This window comes from Thermodesulforhabdus norvegica (assembly GCF_900114975.1).
Taxonomy (GTDB): Bacteria; Desulfobacterota; Syntrophobacteria; order Syntrophobacterales; family Thermodesulforhabdaceae; genus Thermodesulforhabdus; species Thermodesulforhabdus norvegica.
In genome coordinates, this window is the sequence record NZ_FOUU01000011.1 from 20,615 (window position 1) to 39,817 (window position 19,203).

General features: G+C 51.6%; 19 protein-coding genes. 12 read left to right on the forward strand and 7 right to left on the reverse strand.

Annotation, left to right across the window (positions count from 1 at the left end; all coding sequences use genetic code 11):
• Window positions 1-68 precede the first annotated feature (68 nt).
• Window positions 69-1,808: an FAD-dependent oxidoreductase gene (locus tag BM091_RS12100; protein ID WP_093396107.1), complete on the forward strand. Its 1,740-nt coding sequence runs from the start codon at window positions 69-71 to the stop codon at window positions 1,806-1,808.
• Between the two features lie 3 nt (window positions 1,809-1,811).
• The gene (locus BM091_RS12105) at window positions 1,812-3,146 is read left to right on the forward strand and encodes a hypothetical protein (protein WP_093396109.1); all 1,335 of its coding nucleotides are present in this window, start codon (window positions 1,812-1,814) and stop codon (window positions 3,144-3,146) included.
• Here BM091_RS12105 and BM091_RS13760 read toward each other — a convergent pair.
• A complete protein-coding gene (locus tag BM091_RS13760; RefSeq protein WP_143083146.1) occupies window positions 3,086-3,574 on the reverse strand; it encodes a metal-dependent hydrolase in 489 nt (162 codons plus the stop codon). The two genes, BM091_RS12105 and BM091_RS13760, sit on opposite strands and share 61 nt — an antisense overlap.
• Window positions 3,575-3,730: 156 nt before the next feature.
• Between BM091_RS13760 and BM091_RS12110 the strand changes: the two genes are divergently transcribed.
• Genes BM091_RS12110 through gatA form a run of 3 tightly spaced genes read left to right on the forward strand, consistent with a single transcriptional unit; the run spans window position 3,731 to window position 6,028 of the window.
• On the forward strand, window positions 3,731-4,270 hold the full coding sequence (locus BM091_RS12110; RefSeq protein WP_093396110.1) for a hypothetical protein: 540 nt from the start codon (window positions 3,731-3,733) through the stop codon (window positions 4,268-4,270).
• Window positions 4,246-4,539, forward strand: a complete 294-nt coding sequence (gatC, locus tag BM091_RS12115; protein WP_093396112.1) for an Asp-tRNA(Asn)/Glu-tRNA(Gln) amidotransferase subunit GatC — start codon at window positions 4,246-4,248, stop codon at window positions 4,537-4,539. Before BM091_RS12110 ends, gatC begins: the two co-directional genes overlap by 25 nt.
• Window positions 4,540-4,555: 16 nt before the next feature.
• On the forward strand, window positions 4,556-6,028 hold the full coding sequence (gatA, locus tag BM091_RS12120; RefSeq protein ID WP_093396113.1) for an Asp-tRNA(Asn)/Glu-tRNA(Gln) amidotransferase subunit GatA: 1,473 nt from the start codon (window positions 4,556-4,558) through the stop codon (window positions 6,026-6,028).
• An 18-nt stretch (window positions 6,029-6,046) separates the two neighbouring features.
• Here the strand turns inward: gatA and BM091_RS12125 are convergent, their stop codons facing one another.
• Both BM091_RS12125 and BM091_RS12130 read right to left on the reverse strand, forming a co-directional pair.
• On the reverse strand, window positions 6,047-7,438 hold the full coding sequence (locus BM091_RS12125) for a beta-barrel assembly-enhancing protease (RefSeq protein WP_093396115.1): 1,392 nt from the start codon (window positions 7,436-7,438) through the stop codon (window positions 6,047-6,049).
• Window positions 7,439-7,522: 84 nt separating this feature from the next.
• Window positions 7,523-8,443 carry an ADP-ribosylglycohydrolase family protein gene (locus tag BM091_RS12130; protein ID WP_177193643.1) on the reverse strand — a complete coding sequence of 307 codons (921 nt, stop codon included), beginning with the start codon at window positions 8,441-8,443 and terminating at the stop codon, window positions 7,523-7,525.
• Between the two features lie 302 nt (window positions 8,444-8,745).
• Between BM091_RS12130 and BM091_RS12135 the strand changes: the two genes are divergently transcribed.
• From BM091_RS12135 to BM091_RS12165, 7 genes are read left to right on the forward strand one after another with little or no spacing between them, the layout of a single operon-like run.
• Window positions 8,746-9,933, forward strand: a complete 1,188-nt coding sequence (locus tag BM091_RS12135) for an ABC transporter substrate-binding protein (RefSeq protein WP_093396118.1) — start codon at window positions 8,746-8,748, stop codon at window positions 9,931-9,933.
• A gap of 32 nt (window positions 9,934-9,965) precedes the next feature.
• The gene (locus BM091_RS12140) at window positions 9,966-10,847 is read left to right on the forward strand and encodes a branched-chain amino acid ABC transporter permease (RefSeq protein WP_093396119.1); all 882 of its coding nucleotides are present in this window, start codon (window positions 9,966-9,968) and stop codon (window positions 10,845-10,847) included.
• An 18-nt stretch (window positions 10,848-10,865) separates the two neighbouring features.
• The gene (locus BM091_RS12145; protein ID WP_093396121.1) at window positions 10,866-11,819 is read left to right on the forward strand and encodes a branched-chain amino acid ABC transporter permease; all 954 of its coding nucleotides are present in this window, start codon (window positions 10,866-10,868) and stop codon (window positions 11,817-11,819) included.
• A complete protein-coding gene (locus BM091_RS12150) occupies window positions 11,816-12,607 on the forward strand; it encodes an ABC transporter ATP-binding protein (RefSeq protein ID WP_177193644.1) in 792 nt (263 codons plus the stop codon). Before BM091_RS12145 ends, BM091_RS12150 begins: the two co-directional genes overlap by 4 nt.
• 2 nt (window positions 12,608-12,609) lie before the next feature.
• A complete protein-coding gene (locus BM091_RS12155; protein WP_093396122.1) occupies window positions 12,610-13,341 on the forward strand; it encodes an ABC transporter ATP-binding protein in 732 nt (243 codons plus the stop codon).
• Between the two features lie 51 nt (window positions 13,342-13,392).
• Window positions 13,393-14,685, forward strand: a complete 1,293-nt coding sequence (locus tag BM091_RS12160; protein WP_093396192.1) for an AMP-binding protein — start codon at window positions 13,393-13,395, stop codon at window positions 14,683-14,685.
• A 24-nt stretch (window positions 14,686-14,709) separates the two neighbouring features.
• Window positions 14,710-15,306 carry a VOC family protein gene (locus BM091_RS12165; protein WP_093396124.1) on the forward strand — a complete coding sequence of 199 codons (597 nt, stop codon included), beginning with the start codon at window positions 14,710-14,712 and terminating at the stop codon, window positions 15,304-15,306.
• A gap of 3 nt (window positions 15,307-15,309) precedes the next feature.
• Here BM091_RS12165 and BM091_RS12170 read toward each other — a convergent pair whose 3' ends face one another.
• Genes BM091_RS12170 through nikC form a run of 4 tightly spaced genes read right to left on the reverse strand, consistent with a single transcriptional unit; the run spans window position 15,310 to window position 19,183 of the window.
• A complete protein-coding gene (locus BM091_RS12170) occupies window positions 15,310-16,299 on the reverse strand; it encodes a methyltransferase (protein WP_093396126.1) in 990 nt (329 codons plus the stop codon).
• 37 nt (window positions 16,300-16,336) lie between these two features.
• Window positions 16,337-17,311 (reverse strand): ABC transporter ATP-binding protein, encoded by a 975-nt coding sequence (locus tag BM091_RS12175; RefSeq protein ID WP_093396127.1) that lies wholly within the window; start codon window positions 17,309-17,311, stop codon window positions 16,337-16,339.
• Window positions 17,304-18,287 (reverse strand): ABC transporter ATP-binding protein, encoded by a 984-nt coding sequence (locus tag BM091_RS12180; RefSeq protein WP_093396129.1) that lies wholly within the window; start codon window positions 18,285-18,287, stop codon window positions 17,304-17,306. The genes BM091_RS12175 and BM091_RS12180 overlap by 8 nt, the downstream gene beginning before the upstream one ends.
• A gap of 5 nt (window positions 18,288-18,292) precedes the next feature.
• Window positions 18,293-19,183, reverse strand: coding sequence for a nickel transporter permease (gene nikC, locus BM091_RS12185; RefSeq protein ID WP_093396130.1), 891 nt, complete (start codon window positions 19,181-19,183; stop codon window positions 18,293-18,295).
• Between the last annotated feature and the right edge of the window lie 20 nt (window positions 19,184-19,203).

The following is a 19,203-nucleotide window of genomic DNA, read 5'->3' on the forward strand; positions in this document are numbered from 1 at the left end:
GGACCTGCCCGGACTGCGGCAGGATTAACGGTTTCGGCAATCAGTAAAATTCCTCGGGAGGACTGTGTATGAAGAAGAGGCAGGTTTCCAGAAGGGTCGTCATAATAGGGGCGGTAGCCGTCGGGCCAAAGGTAGCGTGTCGGGTGAAGCGTCTGGACCCGAATGCCCATGTTCTTATGATCGATCAGGATGAGTTTATATCTTATGGAGGGTGCGGCATCCCCTTTTTCGTTTCGGGGGATGTGAGCGATGTTAAGGAGCTGATGAGCACGAGTTTTCACATGCTCAGAGATCCAAAGTTCTTCCGCAATGTGAAGGGTGTTGAGGTGCGGACGAGAACTCGGGCTACGGAAATCCTGAGGGAAACGAAAGAGGTCGTGGTGGAAGATCTTAACACCGGAAAAGTGGAAAAGATTCCCTATGATTATCTCGTGCTGGCAACGGGAGCAACTCCAAGGAGGCTTCCAATTCCCGGATCGGATCATCCCGATGTCTTCACGGTATCCAACCTTCACGACGCCGTGGCTATAAGAGAAAAGCTTTCACGGGGGGAAGTCGGCACTGCCGTGGTCATAGGTGGCGGTCCTATTGGTTGTGAAATGGCTGAAGCGCTGGCCGATATGTGGGGCGTAGAGGTATCGGTTGTTGAGATACTCCCTACCCTGCTGCCTGCTTTTCTGGAGCCGCCTCTCGCCAGAATTGTGCAGAAGCACATGGAGGAAAAGGGGGTATCGGTTTACACGGGAGAAACGGTTGAGGAAATAAGGGAAGAAAACGGAACCTTCAGGGTTAAAACCGGCAGAAGAACGCTTTCTGCTGATATAGTCATTCAGGCGGTCGGGGTAAATCCCAGAGGAGAACTTGCCGTTAAGGCGGGTCTTATGACCACTCCAAAAGGTGCAATTGCCGTAAACGAAAGGCTCCAGACATCCGATCCCTTTATTTATGCCGGCGGCGACTGCATCGAGGTACCTCACCTGGTAACCGGCAGGTATGTTCACATTCCCATGGGCTCTCTCGCAAACCGCCAGGGCCGGGTAATCGGAACGAACATCGCCGGCGGGTACGCAACTTTTGAAGGGGTTGTGGGGAGTTTTTGCCTTAAGGTCTTCGATCTCGGCCTTGCAACAACCGGGATAACCTACGAACAGGCCCTTAAAGAAGGATTTGATCCCGTTAGAGCCTATGTGGTTCAGTCGGACCGCGCCCACTTTTATCCGACTCAGGGATTAATGTACATGGCATTAATAGCCGACCGAAAGACCCGCCGTATCCTGGGAGCTCAGGGAATCGGCAAAAACGGCGATGCCGTGGTGGGAAGAATCAACTCGATTGCCGCTCTGCTACAGCTTGGTGGAACATTGAACCACCTGTCAAACCTTGAGATAGCCTACGCACCTCCCTTTGCTTCGGCAATGGATATAGTAAACGCCGCCGCGAATACCGCGGAAAACATAATCGAAGGACTTAACGACACCATAGACCCCGATGAGTTTATCGAGGTTTTTCTGGGCGAGGATTCCGGCGATAGGGTTCGGGTGCTGGACGTGAGGTCGCCTGTCAACGCCCGACCCTTCGTTGAAAGGTTCGGAGAAAGATGGATCAACATACCGCAGGAAGAGCTTCTTGACAGGCTGGCTGAAGTTCCCGAAGTTGAAAACCTTATGGTCTTTTGCAACTCCGGCCTGAGGTCCTACGAAGCTCTGAGACAGATTTCCCATCACCTCGGTAGAAAAGCAAGAAATGTTCAGGGCGGTGCGGCCCTGATAAAGATGGCAGGATTACTTCCCGAAAACGGAGACGATTAGCCTATGCATCGGGTGGCCCTATTCTGGGATCAGTCTTTTCTCTGGGGTATGTTTCTGTACGATGCGCTCTGTGAGATGGATATCCCCTTTTGCGTGGTTAGAACGGCCCAGGTGCACGGCGGGATATTGTCTCACTTCCCCGTGCTTCTCATGCCGGGTGGCTGGGCGTCTCAAAAGGTGGCACTTCTGGGCCGTCCGGGAAGGGAACGAATAATAGAATTTGTGGGGAATGGCGGCGTTTACATAGGTTTTTGCGGCGGTGTGGGGCTTGTGCTGTCCGGCAAAAGGACTCTCAATATAGTACCCGTCAAACGACTGCCCATGGAGCGCCGCATTCCCAGTGCCAGCGGGCCTGTGGTGATAAAAAAAAATGCAGATCACCCCGTGTGGGATGGTCTTCCAGAAAGGGTAATCGTGTCAATATGGTGGCCCTCTCAGGTTGAGCCCGACAATGTTACCGGCCTTACCAGTATCGCCCTGTACGAAAAAACCTCTCCTGGATTCTGGGTATCGGACATACCCTACGACGATGTCAGGACACTTAACATCAGGTCTCTTGAAGACTCCTACGGAATTAACTTAAATCCGGAAAAGTACCTGTACGGTAAACCGGCCATAATGGAGTATGAACTGGGGGAAGGGTCTTTTTTTCTATCCTATCCACACCTGGAGACTCCGGGGGATGTCGAAGGAAGACGGCTCCTCCGTCGGATAATCGACCATGCTTACAGAAAATGGCAGGAAAAAAGCAAAATATCTGCAAAAGCACCACCGGAATTGCCCCACCCACCCTTTCCATCACCCGAAATTGTGAAAAAAGTTCAGGCAATTAGAAGACAACTGGAAGAGCTTATAGACCTCGGAATTCGCAATTTATTGTGGTTCTGGAGAAAACCCTGGCTGCTCGGATGGAAAAGAGGCATCAGAGGGCTGGAGTATTCCATGATGCTCACCCTTGTAACCTTTCTGGAACGCGCCCTGGAGGTTCTGGCACTAACTCGCCGCAGAACTTTGCATAATGAGCCTGTATGGAAGGATCTGATCGATCTTCTGGCTAGTCGGGTCGACGAATTTTCAACAAAAGCCCGGAGGTTGCTGATCTACGAAAGGTTTCTTTCCCAGGAGCGGGTACTTCCCAAACTGGGAAGCGTCGATCCCAGGATTGACGACCTCCGTTCTTACCTGTTCGGCTCGAAGATGAATCACGGTGGGCTGTGCAAGGAAATTTTCGATCTCATCGACGAAGCCCTGTACGGCGCTTTATGTTTGCTACTTCGCTACAAAATAAAGATACGCTTCAGCAGCAGAGTTAACGATTTCACTATCGTCGATGCGTGAACCATCATTGAAGCCCCCAGGCACACCCATGAGAAAATGTATTCCTTCCACTTTCCGTAGCTGAAGAGCGGAATGCGAAGTCGGAATTTGCCGAGCACAGGGATGCCCTTTGGTGTCAGTGCGTCCATGATGACATGGATAAACCCGGGATAGATAAGCACCCATGTGCGGAACCTGAGAAGTCCTTCGCCTTTGAGTGCAAAGAGCAAGGGTGGAACCAGACCGGGCCATGTAAATAATGCGAGAAGAAAAGCCCACAGGGCAAGATCATGGCTCCATCCCCGGTGCCTTAAAACCTTCTTTCTCCCTATCCGCTCTATCTGATCCGGAATGCTCGCCATGAAGAATGCATAGGAAAGCTCCGGCAGAGTCCCGTTTGCGAAGGCAAGAAAGGCTACGGAAACCAATCTATGATTAAGGCTTTGCATAAAACTTTCCGTGGTCTCAAGTTGCCAGTTCCCGATACTTCCTGATAATTTTAGACGATTTAACCGGAGTGACAAAACAACTCAACCGGCATAATCAAAACGGCAGGAACAATGGTCTCACTACCCGAGCGTCCTTTCAACCCTGAGGAGATAAAGATGCTTGAGCTTGCCGTGGAAATATCCGAGGACGTCGTAGGTGATCGCTTTAAAATATCCACGGCTCAGTGGAAGCGCTATCGCTATGATATAAAAAGCCTTAGAGACCTGTCTCCTGAAGAGATTACCGACCTGGCCTACGCCCAGATTCTCAGATACGCACAACCCCCCTCTCTTCGAACCAGGGTTAGAGAATGGGGAGAATATTACAAGATATGCATTCAGGACCACGTGATACTGAGAACGATTCAGTCTGAACCGGAACTGGAACTTTTTCCCTTTCTCATCTACGTGGTAACTCACGAACTGATTCATGTTGTCAGGTTTGCGAGATTTCTTCAGAGCTTTTATGCCTCAGAGCAGGAGAGAATACAGGAGGAATCCCGGGTTCATGAAATTACTCATGAGCTATTGTGCAAGTTGCCCGTAAGAGGTATAGAAAAGGTGCTCCATTTCTTCCACGGATCGATGCAAGTGGAGTTGTTCGAAGATGAGAAGAAACCGGAGATTGCAAGATGGATAGAGCAAAAATTACCGTAGAAGAGGTGAGAAACATCGCCAGGCTTGCCAGGATCTCTCTCGATAAGGACGAAGAAGGTTCAATGGTGAGTGAACTCGGTACAATACTGGACTACGTGGAAAAGCTTAATGAGATCTCAACGGAAGGAGTTGAGCCACTTCATCATCCTCTGGAGCGTTCGAACGTTTATCGTGAAGACGAATACGGTAATCCCCTGAAGCGAGAAGATGCCCTGGCCAATGCGCCGAGGACCGACGGCGTGTTCTTCATAGTATCGCGGGTAATCTGAGTCGAGGAGTCGTACTATGAGTCGAGGTAGTGGCAGTGTTTTAAGGTGGGATATTCACGAGCTCAGACGACACATCCTGAAGGGTGAGGTGACGGCAACGGAGGTCGTTAAGGCCAGTCTCGAGCGGATAAGGGAAATGAACGGTCTTCTCAACGCCTTTATAACCGTCCTGGAAGAATCCTCCATAGAAGAAGCCGAGAAACTGGATAAGAATCCAGAGCTTTTGAAGAAGCTCCCTTTAGGCGGAGTTCCGGTGGCCGTAAAGGATTGCCTGTGTACTCAAAAGGTGCGCACAACCTGTGGAAGTAAAATACTCGAAAACTTTTGCCCGCCCTTCAATGCTACCTGTGTTTCCCGGCTCAGGGAAGCCGGCGCCGTGATCGTCGGAAAGACGAACATGGACGAGTTTGCCATGGGGTCAAGCACGGAGCATTCGGCTTACGGGCCTTCACGCAATCCCTGGGACACCGATCGGGTACCCGGGGGGTCGAGCGGAGGGTCTGCCGTAGCCGTTGCATCAGGTATGGTTCCCGCAGCCCTGGGGACCGATACGGGAGGATCAATCCGTCTTCCGGCCGCCTTTTGCGGGGTTGTGGGTCTGAAGCCCACCTACGGAAGGGTATCCCGCTACGGTTTAATAGAGTTTGCATCTTCCTTCGACCAGGCCGGTCCGATAACGCGCACGGCAAAAGACGCCGCTTTAATGTTGCAAATTATTGCGGGACACGACCCGCTGGACAGCACATCTGTGCCCGAACCCGTTCATTCCTATGTCGATCTTCTGGAACAGTCCCCCTTCCCCTGCCGTGTTGGCATTCCCAGGGAGTATTTTTCATACGAAATTAACGGCGAAATTTCCGGTGCCATTGAAAAGGCCATGGATGTTTTGAAAAAGCTGGGAGCGGAGTTCGTAGATGTTTCTCTACCTCATACCGACTACGGCGTTGCGGCTTATTACATAATCGCCCCGGCAGAAGCGAGCTCCAATCTGGCCAGATACGACGGCGTAAAGTACGGTTTCCGAGCTCAGACGGATTTTCCCGACCTCATGGAGATGTATCTTAAGACAAGGGCTGTTGGCTTCGGAAAGGAAGTAAAACGTCGCATAATGCTCGGGACTTATGTTCTATCGGCCGGGTATTATGAAGCCTACTACGGAAAAGCTTCCCAGGTAAGGCGCCTTATACAGCAGGACTTCTTAAAGGCCTTTGAGCAGTGTGATGTGCTCTTTACGCCCGTAAGCCCCACCCTTCCTTTCCGCATCGGCGAAAAGGTCGATAACCCGCTGGCAATGTACCTTACCGATGTATTCACCCTGCCGGCAAGCCTTGCGGGAATTCCGGGTATTTCGGTCCCCTGCTCTATGAGTTCCGGAGGGCTTCCCATAGCATTCCAGCTGCTGGCGCCCTACTTCAGGGAGGATTTGCTTCTCAGGATGGCCCACGCATACCAGAAAGAAACCGGCGGGTTGCCCCTGCCCCTGGATTAGTAAAAGCAGGGCTCACACCTACGGTCTGGAAGGGTCTTCGACCCTTCCCGAACCCATCTTTTTCATGATCTCCTTCTTTTTTACCGGGTCGGCAGTATGTTCCACGGCTTTCCGGTAATGAAATTTTGCGAGCCTGAAGTCGCCTTCCCTTTTATAATAGTCTCCCAGTGCTTCATGAGCCTCGCCGAGGCGCCCCAGCACCCCCAGCACTGTTCCGAGCCGGTAGTCATAGTCTCTGAAGAAAAGCCTGTCCTCCGGAGAGATTGCCTTCAGGTGTTTCAGAGCTTCGGAATAATCGCCACGCTCCTGGGATACGATCGCCAGGCGATAATGCAGTCCGGGATCGGCACCGTCTGCGAGAACTGCCCTCATCAGGACCTTTTCGGCCTCCGAAGACTTCCCCATCTTGAAATAGGAATCGGCGAGTACTGCCGCCGTATAACTGTTAAGCCCGCACAGATCTCGAGCCCTCGTTGCCTTCTCAACTGCCGCCGAGTAGTCACTCCGGCCGTTAAAGTAAAGTGCCCTGGCGAATTCAATAATACAGTTGTCTATACCTTGCTTCTCCCATCGGTTTATCAGGGACTCCAGGCCGGTTAAATCCCCCGATCGGGCATATACCAGGGCTTTTACGAAATAAAACTCGGTGTCCCCTTTTTCCGGGCTCTGCGTTCCCGGGCCATAATCGGCTGTCATCAAGCTTAATCGGTCTATACGCTCAAACACGCCGGGATGGGTTTTGAGATAATCCGGAACGCCGGGATTCCCTCCCCACGTTCGATCCGCCAGCCTCTTTAAGGCTCTGACGGCATCCTCGGGGCCGTAGCCGGCCTTTATCAGATATCTGGTACCGATCTGGTCCGCTTCCCTTTCGTGGTCACGACTGTAGGCCAATGCCAGGGTCTCAGATCCGGCAGCTCCCCCAATAGCAACGGCCTGAGATAAGCTGGGATCACTTCCCAGGAGAGCACTCACTATACCCGCCGCAAGAGTCGTTACGGCCACGGCCTTCTGGAGTTCCAGCTGGCGGTGGATGTGGCGAGCCTGGGCATGGGCGATCTCATGAGCCAGTATGGATGCAAGCTCTCCTTCGCCGTCGAGAATTTTTATCAACCCCTTGTTTATGAACACATGTCCACCGGGTATCGTGAAGGCATTGGGTACCTCCTGGTTGACCACATAGAATTGATACCTGTAGGAGGGATCATCGATTGCCGAAACGATTCTATCTCCAACACGCCTCACATACATGACCACATCGGGATCGGTAAAAAAGCCATAGCGCTCTTCAACCTTTTGAACTATTTCCCGCCCCAGTTTTTCTTCATCGGCTCTTTCCAGTGCTACTGCGCCGTCAAAAAGAGGCGACAGGATCAGGACGAAAAAGCATAAAAGAGCTATTCTTTTCATGACCGACTTCGTACTCCTTAGAAGAAGTTATCTTTAACATTATACTCCATATTTTTCCGACGAAAATACTAATAAAAATCCCGCCTAATCCACGGTCAGTTTGTAGATTTTCCGAGCCAGCGATTTAATGTATTCTGCGTTCTCCAGTTTTTCCAGCCATCTCGAGGGAATTGCCTCTATGCCCCACCAGGCCCCTGCAATGGCCCCCGCCATGGCAGCAATGGTATCGCAATCCCCTCCGAGGCTTATTGCCCCGGTTACGGTCTTTTCAAAAGAGTCTCCAGTCAAAAAGCAATATACTGCCGTGGGCACAGAATTAAAGGCTTCTACTCCATTGCCCAGTTCCCGAACCACCTCCCGCCTGTCCCCCCTCAGTGCAAGTTCGGGGATTTTCCCCAGCTTGCTTCGATATACTTCCGGAAGCGAGAAGGCGCTCAGATAATCTAAAAGATCGCTCCTCCGCCCCTCCGATCCGTAAACTACGGCAAAGGCTACGGCTGCAGCAATTACGACGGCACCGTCTTTCGCAAGGGGGTGCGTATGGGTGATGCGGCTACAGAGATAGGCGGCTTCTCTTATTTTTTCAGGGTTCCTGTGGTAAAACAAGCCCACCGGGGCGATGCGCATTGCCGCGCCGTTGCCGTAGGATCCTCCGGGAAAGACCTCCTCGGCGGCCGAATACCAGGGTATTCCGGATTCTATTCTCCGGAAGACCTCCGGGGGTCCGGGACCGTAGCCTCGCCAGGGCTCCTTCCGAAAGTTTCGTACAAAGGTTTTTGCCATGTGTTCGCCGTCCAGGCCCCGGCATGCGATTAGAGACTCGGCTACCCCTATCGCCATGTGGGTATCATCGGTATAACGCAAAAGCTCAAGACTGCTGGCAATCTTCTCGATCTCGCCGCCTCTTACCGTGTATCTACCTTCAAAAGGCGCACCAAGGGCATCTCCAAGGGCGAGCCCGAGAAGACAACCCGTAAACTTTTCGGCTCTTACTTTTGTGCACAAGGGCCGCATACCGTAACAGAAGATGCAAAATTGCGACAGGAGTGGATTTTCTCTTGATTCTTATACGAGGCTTTCGCTATATGATCAACTGTCTGCGTGGAGTCACAAAAGGGAGCGTTCACATCATGAAAACTCCTTTTTCCGGTTTTTGCTTTTACTTTTTTAGTTAGGGGTCTGCCCGAAGGCGGCTGTCGGGCAGACCCCGTAAGGGCTGCCCGCGGCCGAAGTTAAATCGTAAAAGCCGTGGGCTAAAAACCCACGGCTTTTCGTTTTGTGAAACTTTATTAACAAGGAGGTGCACCATGCGAGCGGAGAAGTACAACAGAAAATCTCTGGTGGCAAGTGTTTTTGTAGGAATTGTTGTAACCCTTTTTCTTTTCTATTGTCGGCTACCGATTGGGCTTTGTGCAGAAGAGGCTTACAAAATCGGTGCCGTCTTCTCGGTGACCGGGGTTGCGTCCTTTCTGGGAGAGCCTGAGAAGAAGACTGCTGAAATGGTTGTTGATCAAATCAATGCGTCGGGTGGTATAAACGGCCACAGGGTTGAACTCATAGTCTACGATGACGAAAGCGATGCAACCAAAGCGACGCTTGCGGTAAAGCGGTTAATCAAGAAAGACGGTGTTTCCGTAATTATAGGCCCGACCAGAAGCGGTGAGAGCCTTGCCGTTGCGCCCATTGCGGAAAAGGAGCAGGTTCCTCTTATTTCCTGTGCGGCAAGCTACAAAATTGTTACCCCTGTTGAAGAGCGGCGCTGGATTTTCAAGACGGCTCCATCGGACAGTCATGCTGTGGAACGAATTTACGAACACATGAAAAGCAAGGGCTACAAGAAGATCGCAATTCTTTCGGTGTCAACGGGCTTTGGAGCAAGCGGGCGGGAAGAGTTGCTTCGATATGCAGAGCAGTATGGGCTTGAGATCGTTGCCGATGAAAGATACGGTCCCAAGGATACGGATCTCACGGCTCAATTCACCAAAGTCAGGTCTCTTGAGCCTGATGCCATTGTTAACTGGTCCATAGGCCCCACTCAGATCCTTGCCGTAAAGACCTGGAGAGATCTGGGTATGACTTCAATTCCTCTTTATCAAAGCCATGGATTCGGAAGCAGAAAAAACCTGGAACTCCTGGGTGATGCCGCCAACGGTGTTTTCTTCCCCATTTCTGCCGTCGTTGTGGGCGATCTGCTTCCCGATTCTCATCCCCAGAAGCAGGTTATTATGGATTACTGGAACGAATACCGTAGAAGGTACAACGAGCCGGTTTCTTCTTTCGGCGGCCATGCCTGGGATGCCATCCAGCTTGCCATTTCTGCTCTTAAGGCCGTCGGGCCTGATAGGGCAAAGATAAGAGACTACCTCGAAAATCTTACCGGATTTGTGGGGCAAAGCGGCGTTTTCAATTTTTCCCCAGAGGATCACAATGGACTGAGCAAGAAAGATCTGGTAATGGTAGTCGTCCGCGATCAGGAGTGGGTATTGGCGGAATAGTTACCTGAAGGAGACACGGCGGAAGCAGTTTCATGGACTGGCTTCAGTACCTTTTTGCAGGTGTGACCATCGGAGCGATCTACGCACTCGTTGCCATCGGCTACAACATCATCTACAACGTTACGGAAATAATAAACTTTGCTCAGGGCGAATTCGTGATGCTGGGAGGGCTTTTCGCAGTCTTTTACTGCGAAACCCTCCACTTACCCCTGTGGTTGGCCTTTGTCGGAGCCGTTGTAACGGTGGGGTTTATCGGTTTCTGCTTCGACCGCTTTATAATCCGCCAGGCCCGCAATGTCTCGGTCCTTTCGCTGATAATAGTCACCATAGCCTTCTCGATTATTCTGAAGGGTGGGGCCATGCTGGCATGGGGAAAAGATCCCTATGGACTTCCTCCTTTCACTCCAGGTCCTCCCATCATCATTGGCGGGGCTGCCCTGCAGAAACAGTCCCTGTGGATCATGGGTATTGGGGCCCTGATTGTGGCTGCCCTTTCGCTCTTCTTTCACAGGTCCTATTACGGCAAGGCCATGTGTGCCTGTGCCGATAATCCCGACGCAGCAAGAATGATGGGCATTCCGGTTAAAAAGATGATTCTGCTTTCTTTTGTGCTCAGCGCTGTAATAGGGGCGGCAGGAGGGGTTATCGTCACTCCTCTTTCTCTTATGGAGTACGACCGGGGGGCGTTGCTGGGGCTCAAGGGCTTTGGAGCCGCAGTTCTGGGGGGACTGGGCAATTTCTGGGGTGCCCTTATTGCGGGTCTTATTCTGGGCGTTGGTGAGTCCTTCTGTGCGGGCTATCTGTCCTCGGGATATAAGGACGCCGTAGCCCTTGTGGTACTGCTTCTTGTTCTCTTCGTAAGGCCTCAGGGGCTTTTCGGGAGTACCGAGGCTGCCGGGGTAAAAAGGTTTTAATTCAAAGGGTAGTATAAGATGGATTATTCCCGTTCGGAAGTGAAATTCGGAATATATCTCGTCGCCGTAATAATTCTTCCTTTTCTCTTTCAAGGTATTCAGCCCATAAGCCACTACATAGACGTAATGATATTTGCCGGGATATTCGCTCTGGTGACTCTGGGACTTTCACTTCTCATGGGCTATTCAGGACAGATCTCTCTGGCCCAGGCAGCCTTTATGGGAATAGGGGCTTATTCCACAGGGGTACTGACAACCCTTTATTCGTGGCCTTCGATGGCGGCCCTGATTGCAGGAATGGCTCTTACCGGCGCCGTTGCCTTTATTGTGGGCCTTCCCTCGTTGAAGCTGAAAGGCCACTACCTTGCAATGGCTACACTCGGGTTTGGGGTCATCGTCCACATCGTTTTCAACGAAGAAGTGGAGCTTACCGGGGGACCCTCAGGGCTCGTGGGGATAGATACGTTAAAAATCGCTACGTGGCGCGTGGACTCACCTCTGGAATGGTACTTTCTCGTCTGGGGTCTCGTTACGGCCGTGATCGTCTTTTCACATAACCTGGCACATTCACGAATCGGCCGGGCTTTCCTTGCCATCCATGCAGACGAAAAGGCCGCGGGGGCTATGGGAATCTCCGTGTCCAGATACAAAGTACAGGTCTTTGTTCTCAGCGCGGTGCTTGCATCTCTTGCCGGAAGCCTTTACGCTCACTACGTGGAATTTATCAGCCCCAGCTCGTTTGATCTTCTGTGGTCCATAAGGTTTGTGCTCATGGTAATGGTGGGCGGGATGAACAATCTGTGGGGTGCCCTTTTCGGAACGGTTCTGCTGACCTTTCTCAGCAATGAATGGCTCCATGTCTTTGCCGAGTGGGAGATGATCATTTACGGAGCAATACTTCTGACGATAACGCTTTTTGTACCGGAAGGCATAGTTCCGGCGTTGAGCAAGCTGGTTCGCAGGAGAACATGATTAAGAGGCAACAGGAGCAGTCCACGATTCTAAAGCTGGAAGGAGTATCCCGTAATTTCGGAGGCCTTCAGGCCCTGACAGAGGTATCCTACCGTGTACCTGAAGGAATCATTCAGGCCGTAATCGGCCCCAACGGCGCGGGAAAGACGACTCTTTTCAACTGCATAAGCGGCCTTATCCCTGTGACATCTGGAAGAATCTTTTTTCGAGATACCAGAATAGACAATCTCCCGGCTCATCGCATTGCCAGCCTGGGAATATCGCGCACCTTTCAGCATGTAGCACTTTTCAAAAACATGACGGTTCTTGAAAATGTCATGGTGGGACGGCATGTGAAAAGCCATTCGGGGTTTATGGCCTGTGGTTTCAGACTGCCTTTTATGAGAAGGGAAGAGCGCGATATTAGAGACAGGGCCTATGAATTTTTGAAATTCGTGGGGCTTGAGCCGGAAGCACGGAAACCTGCGGGATCGCTTCCTCTGGGGAAGCAGAAAATACTGGAGATAGCCCGTGCCCTGGCCACCGAACCCACACTGCTTCTCCTTGACGAGCCTGCAGGAGGATTAAACGCCGCCGAAACGGAAGAACTGGGTGAGTTGATAAAAAGAATAAAAAATCTGGGGATAACGGTTATGATAGTGGAACACGATATGAACCTGGTAATGGAATACAGCGACCGAATACTCGTGCTTCATTTCGGTCACGTACTTGCGGAAGGCACGCCTTCTGAAGTGAAAAACGATGAGAAGGTGATAGAAGTTTATCTCGGAACCACCGAAGCCTGTTAGCCATGCTTACCGTCAAAAGCGTTCACTCCTACTACGAGTCGATTCATGCCCTTAAGGGCGTGTCTTTGCATGTTTTAAAGGGTGAGATCGTAACACTCGTGGGAGCCAACGGGGCCGGAAAGAGTACCCTCGTGAAAACCATATGCGGATTTTTGAGACCCTCCAGAGGGGAGATATTCTTCGACAACCGCCCAATCCACATTCTTCCTGTGGAAAAGATCGTGGAGCTGGGAATTGCCGTCGTACCCGAAGGTCGCCAGATCTTTGCTTCTCTTCCCGTGGAAGTTAATCTGGAAATGGGAGCCTTTCTCTACAGGAAAGATCGGGAATATGTGCAAAAGATGAAAGAAGAAATGTTCGAACGGTTTCCGATTTTAAGGAAAAGGCGCAATCAGCTGGCCGGTACGCTCAGCGGAGGAGAACAGCAGATGCTCGCCATAGCCCGTGCTCTTATGAGTAAACCAAAGCTCGTTATACTCGACGAGCCCTCCATGGGTCTTGCTCCGCTCGTCGTAAAAGAGGTCTTCACGATCATTCAGGAGCTCCGTGCTGAAGGGAAAACCATACTGCTTATAGAACAAAATGCCAGGGCGGCGTTGAAGATTGCCGATCGTGGGTACGTACTGGAAACGGGAAAGGTGGTACTCGAAGGAACCGGGAAGGCCCTGCTGGAGCACAGCGAGGTCCAAAGGGCCTATCTGGGCAGAGGAACTCCGAGAATCTGGGAGGCTTAGGCCGTGAGAGAAGGCGGTAATCCGCACATATGGGATCCCGAATACGAATGCATGGACAGAGAACGCCTGCGGCAGTTACAGCTTGAGCGACTTCAGGCCACGCTGAACCGGGTTTTCAAAAACGTGTCCTTTTACCGCAAACGCTTTAAAGAAATCGGTTTTGTGCCGGAAGACGACCTGACCGATCTGGAAGACCTGAAAAAGCTCCCATTTACGACGAGCTCTGACGTGAGCGACAGCTACCCTTACGAAATGTTCGCCGTACCTTTGAGAGAAGTGGTAAGAATTCATACTTCATCGGGGACTATGGTAAATCCGCGGGTTGTGGGTTACACGAAAAACGACCTCAAAACCTGGAGTAACCTGGTAGCCCGAATTCTTGTTGCAGCGGGTGTTACCGCCGACGATGTTATCCAGGTGACCTTTGGTTACGGATTGCTCACCGGCGGTCTGGGAATTCACTACGGAGCAGAGCTCATCGGTGCATCGGTCCTGCCCACATCAACGGGAAGGACGGAACGACAGATAAAGATAATGAAGGATTTCAGAACGACCGTCCTGGTCTCAACTCCTTCCTACGCTCTGATAATTGCCGACAGAATGGAAGAACTTGGCGTGGATCCCAAGACCCTGTCTCTGAAGTACGTGGTCTGCGCCGGGGAGCCCTGGACCGAGGGAATGCGTCGTGAAATTGAGGAGCGGCTTTTTGCCACCGCCACCGACAATTACGGAATCAGTGAAGTAATGGGACCTGGGGTTGCAGGAGAGTGCCTGGAAAGGACGGGAATGCATATCCAGGAAGATCACTTCATCGCGGAAATCGTGGATCCCACAACGGGAGAAACTCTTCCGCCGGGCCACACGGGTGAACTCGTCCTCACCACCATAACAAAAGAAGCCTTCCCGGTTATCCGTTACCGGACGGGGGATCTGTGCAGGATAATCGAGGAACCCTGTCCCTGCGGCAGGACCTTCAGAAAGATAAGTCGTATTGAAGGACGGGCGGATAATGTCGTCATAATAAAGGGCATCAACATCGTACCGGAAAGAATCGGAGACATTCTTGAGAGGATAAAAGGAGAAAGGCCCCCTTATCAGCTCGTTGCCACCAGAGAAGGACACGAAGATCAGCTGGAAATTCGCGTGGCCATCACGGAGTCTCTTTTTTACGATAAGATGAAAGAGCAGCGAACTCTGGTAGATGTTATGAGGCATAAGGTTGCAAATTTTATCGGCATAACTCCTCGTATAAAGCTCGTAGAATTGCGCTCTCTCGTAAGGGACGAAAAGGGCAGAATTCGCCTTTTCATCGACGAAAGGGCCGATTCGGCAGCACGAAAATAAGTCACCGGGGGATAGGGAACTGAGATGGTAAAATACAACGGCATAAACCACCTGGCTCTGGTAACACACAACATGGACGAAACGATACGATTTTGGCGGGATCTTCTGGGCATGAGACTCGTGCTCGGTCTCGGTAAGCCGGGATACCGGCACTACTTTTTCGAAATCTCCGAAACGGACCTCATTGCCTTTTTTGAATGGCCCGGAGTGGAGAAGGTGGAAGAGAAGGATCACGGGTATCCCGTTAAAGGGCCTGTAGCCTTTGATCACGTTTCCATAGGCGTTACACACAGAGACGATCTATGGGTAATAAAGGACAAGCTCGATGCGGCGGGTTTCTGGACCTCGGAAGTAATCGATCACGGATTTATTCTTTCTCTTTACTCCTTTGATCCCAACGGAGTAGCCATAGAATTCAGCTGGCTTAATCCCGAAGTGGACATCCGGAAAACACCCATGATGCTGGACAGTCAACCATCCGAAGTTGCCATGGAAGGGCCAGATCCGAAGCCCGACAAGGTTCCGCCGGTTCTTTCTCCCACACCAGCCTCCGACAGAATCGTCTATCCCGGGGAAGGACGCCAATTAAGAGACCGGACCAACAGGTGGAGGCACTCTTAGCGATTATGCCTTTACTGCTTCGACCAGACAGTCCATTTTCGGGCCCTTTCTTACCAGGCGAACGTCCCTGAAACCGGCAGCCTTTAGCGTTTTTTCGACCTCCGAAAACGTGTAGGTGTCGCCTCCGGGTGTGCTGACCAGCATGTTTATCGCAAAAAGCGCCCCGTCCGGGGGCCACACTCTATCGTCGCTCATAATGTGATCCCGTATCAGCAGCTTACCTCCGGGTTTAAGAGCCCGGTTTACGGATCGATACAGTGCCAGGTTTTCTTCCGGGCTGTTCTGGTGAATGATGGCCGAAAGCAGGGCAAGGTCCGATCCTTCGGGAAGAAGATCATGATAAAAATCACCTGCCACAAAGGATACCCTATCCTCCAGCTTCTCAGAGGCTATGTATTCACGAGACAGGGGTATAACCTCGGGGAGATCGAATACGATAGCCCTCATGTGAGGATACTTCCTGAGGAAAGCAATAGTATAAGTTCCCGGGCCTGCGCCTATGTCGAGTAAAACGCTCCGATCTGAAGCATCGTAGGAGCCGACCACGTCCTCGGCAAGCGATCTTGCAATCACGTGCATGGCCCGTATAAAGGCGTTACGGGAAAACTCATCTGCCATAACCGGAATCCGTCGGGGATTGCTTCCCAGAGTAACCGTGTCCGTGAGATGAGTCCAGTTTTTCCACAGGTGAGCATTATGGAGAACCATGGGAAGTATCGTGCGGGGGTGCTTCGATGTCAAATAAGATCCCTTTTCGGTAACGGAATATTCACCATCCTTCTTTTCAAGGTACCCAAGGCCGACCAGGCAATCCAGAAGCCGGGTTAGTCCTCGACTGTTTACGCCTTTGAGACGTGCCAGGGCCTCCGCATCCCGGGCTTCACCGGCTTCGATGATGTCGAAGATATTCAGTTCTGCTGCGGTAAAAACCACTCTGTTTTTCATGAACCATCTTAACTCTTCAAGAATACTGAACTCCTGAGCTGTGCTCATAACAGGGTCTCCCTGATTTTTCAGAAATTTCTCAACATTAATATAACAGGCACCGGACCAGATGACCCGGCTTTACTTCCTTTATTTCCGGCAAATGCCGTGAACACTCCTCCAGTGCGTCAGGACACCTGGGATGGAAGGAGCACCCTGATGGTGGATTTAGAGGACTGGGCAGGTCTCCTTTTAAATTGGGTCTTTGCAACTGACGCTCCGGATCAGGTCTCGGAACGGCTTCCAGCAGGGCCCTCGTGTAGGGATGGAGTGGCGAATTGAAGATGGATTTTCTTTCTGCCAGCTCGACTATCTTACCAAGGTACATAACGGCAACCCTGTCGCACACGTGTTTGACTATCGACAGGTCGTGACTTATGAAGAGGTAGGTAAGGTTATACCGCTCCTGAAGATCAAGAAGAAGATTTATTACCTGGGCCTGAATTGATACGTCCAGAGCGGATACGGGTTCGTCGCATATCACGAACTCCGGTTCCAGTATAAGTGCTCTGGCTATGCATATTCTCTGCCGCTGTCCACCGCTGAACTCGTGAGGGTATCTATTTATGTGCTCGGGCCTCAGTCCCACAACTTCCATCATGGCACGGACTTTCTCTTCCCGCTCCGACTTCGAACCTATGTTGTGAATGGTCAGGCCCTCTCCTATAATTCTACCCACGGTCTGGCGAGGATTGAGCGACGAGTAAGGATCCTGAAATATTATCTGCATTCTCCGACGATAGGGTTTCATTTCTTTTCTGGATAGCGACAGAATGTCGGTGCCGTCAAACTTAACCCGTCCTTCTGTCGGTCTTTCAAGCCTGAGAACCAGCCTGCCCAGGGTTGATTTTCCACAGCCGCTTTCACCAACGAGTCCCAGGGCTTCCCCCCTTTTTATTGCAAGGTCAACACCGTCCACGGCCCTGACAAAACCTACGGTTTTTCGAAAGACTCCTCCCGTGACGGGATAATACTTCTTCAACGAGGAAAGCTCCACAATGAAGGAGTTACCACTATTCATAGAGCCAACACCTCACAAGCCTTTTATCTTCGATTTCTACAAGGTCGGGCTCTTCAAGCTTGCACCTGTCAAAGCTTCGGCTACATCTGTCGTTGAAAACGCATCCCTCCGGAAGTCGAAGTAAGCTCGGAACGATCCCCGGGATGGTTTTAAGCCTCTGTTTTTCTTTCCCCTCTGCCCATCCGGGAACCGACTCCATAAGCCCCTGAGTGTAAGGATGCAGGGGATTTCTGAACAGACTCACCACATCCGAAACTTCCACAATTCTTCCTGCATACATCACGATTACCCGTTCGGCCATCTCGGCAACAACCCCCAGATCGTGGGTTATCAGAACAAAGGCCGTGCCGGTCTTTTGCTGTAGTTCCTTCATGAGTTCCAGTATCTGGGCCTGAATGGTAACGTCCAGTGCCGTCGTGGGCTCGTCGGCCAGAATCAGGCTCGGACGGCATGCCAGCGCCATGGCTATTACAACCCTCTGCCTCATACCGCCGCTCATCTGGTGCGGGTAATCCCGAATCCTCCTCTCCGGAGCCGGTATGCCCACCTGTCTGAACAAGTCGATGACCCTGTCCTTAACATCCCTTTTCGTGGCCTTACCATGACACAACAGCACTTCGGCTACCTGATCACCTACAGGGAAAACGGGATTTAAGGCAGTCATCGGTTCCTGAAAAACCATGCTGATCTTGTTGCCTCTGATGGAGCGCATCTCCTTTTCGGGCAACCTGGTGAGGTCCCTGCCTTCAAAGATTATCCTGCCGCCGACTATCTTACCAGGAGGATCCGGAATCAGGCGCATTATGGACAGAGCCGTCACGCTTTTTCCACAACCCGACTCACCCACAAGGGCAAGCATCTCACCCGATTTTACTTCAAAAGAAACCCCGCTGACCGCTTTGGCCACGCCCCTTTCGGTGAAAAAGTAAGTGTGTAGGTCATCCACCCGGAGTACAATACCGTTCTGTTCCCTCATTCCGTCTACTCCCTCAACCGAGGATCCAGAGCGTCTCTTAGGCCGTCGCCGAGCAAGTTAAACCCGAGTACCGCAAGCAATATCATGAACCCCGGAAACGTCACCGCCCACCATGCTCGCAGGATGAGAGCTCTGCCGTTGGCCAGCATGGCCCCCCATTCAGGCGTCGGTGGTTGAGCGCCCAGCCCCAGAAAGCTCAGTGCTGCGGCCTCCAGAATTGCAGATCCAAACCCCAGAGTGGTCTGAACGATTATAGGCGCAAGACAGTTGGGCAGAATATGAATGAACAGAAGACGGGCATCCGTTGCGCCAAGAGCACGGGCAGACTGCACGTAGTCCTTTGCGTGCTCTTCCATAACAGAGCCCCTGACGAGCCTTGCGTAGCGAGGTATGCTGACAATCCCTATGGCGATCATGGCATTCTTCAGGCTGGGTCCTACAAAAGCAACAATTACTATGGCAAGAAGAATGGAAGGAAAGGCCAGCAGTAAATCCATAAAACGCATTATCACGTTGTCAATTCTTCCACGGTAGTACCCGGCCACGGCTCCCAAAACCGTTCCGAACAGGAGAGCAATGGATACGGAAACTAGACCCACCACCATGGAAATTCTCGCACCGTAAATAATGCGGCTCAGGATGTCCCGACCGAAGTCGTCCGTCCCAAGAGGATAATCCAGCGATCCGTTATCGTACCAGAAAGGAGGCTTTAACTTTGAGTAAAGGGATTGTTCGATGGGATCGTGAGGTGCAATCATAGGGGCAAAGATTGCCATCAGCACGAAAGAAATAATAATCACCGCACCTGCCAGGGCAGTTTTGTTCTTTTTCAGACGGGTTAAAGACTCCACAAAAGGGCTCTGAGACCGTTCGTAAGAATCTGCCACCGCTGACATGTAAAAACTTACCTCCCTGC